General features: G+C 64.9%; 1 protein-coding gene. It reads left to right on the top strand.

Translation table 11 applies throughout. The features are described from left to right. On the top strand, positions 1-927 hold a 927-nt coding region (locus CCN37_RS32365; protein ID WP_210408306.1), incomplete at its 5' end, for an HNH endonuclease signature motif containing protein. Positions 928-1,017 lie beyond the last annotated feature (90 nt).

The following is a 1,017-nucleotide window of genomic DNA, read 5'->3' as shown; positions in this document are numbered from 1 at the left end:
CGGGTTGATGAGGGCAAGGCCCTGATGATCCTCGACCTGTTGCAGAACCTGACCGTTGTGCACGCCGCCATCGCGGAGGAGGCGTTGTTGGCGCATGCGTCGGTGAACAACTACACCGCGACGCGTCGGTATGCGATCCGGTTCATCCACTGTCTTGATCCCACCGCGGCTGAGCGTCGTCACGAGGAGAAACGCAAGGCCCGTCTGGTGGAGAAGGTCCCTCTCGATGACGGCATGGCGTTGTTGCGGTTGTTGATGTCCGCCCATGACGCCGCGCTGGCGTTCGATCACGTCGATCGCATCGCCCGCTCGTTGCCCAAGGACGATCGCACTCTGGATCAGAAGCGCTCCGATGTGGCGAAGGACTTGTTGCTGGGCAAGGACACTCCCACCCCAGCGGGGCAAACCACGGTCTACCTGACGATGCCTGTCACCGCCGTGCTCGGCCTGACCAACGATCCCGGGATGCTCGGTGGCTACGGCCCCATCCCCGCTCGCGTCGCTCGTGAGATCGCCGCTGATGGTGTGTGGAAGCGCATCCTCACCGACCCTGTGACCGGTGTGGCCGAAGAAGTCGGCAACACCTACCGCCCCACGGCGAAACAGCGGGAGCTACTCGGCCTGCGCTACCCCACCTGCACCGCCATCGGCTGCAACCAACCCGCCCACCGCTGCGACCTCGATCATTGTCGGCCGTTCGACGGCACCAACACCACGATCACCAACCTGCGCCCCAAGTGCCGCCATCATCACCGGATGAAGACCCACTCCAACTGGCGCTGCGAGAACCTGCCCGACGGCACCCACGTGTGGACCAGCCCCGGGGCGTGGTCCACACGTGGGTGCCGTCGGGCAGGTTCTCGCAGCGCCAGTTGGAGTGGGTCTTCATCCGGTGATGATGGCGGCACTTGGGGCGCAGGTTGGTGATCGTGGTGTTGGTGCCGTCGAACGGCCGACAATGATCGAGGTCGCAGCGGTGGGCGGGTTGGTTGCAGCCGATGGCGGTGCAGGTGGTGT

Source organism: Allokutzneria sp. NRRL B-24872 (genome assembly GCF_002155965.1).
Lineage (GTDB): Bacteria > Actinomycetota > Actinomycetes > Mycobacteriales > Pseudonocardiaceae > Allokutzneria.
This window is presented reverse-complemented; position numbering and strand designations above follow the sequence as displayed.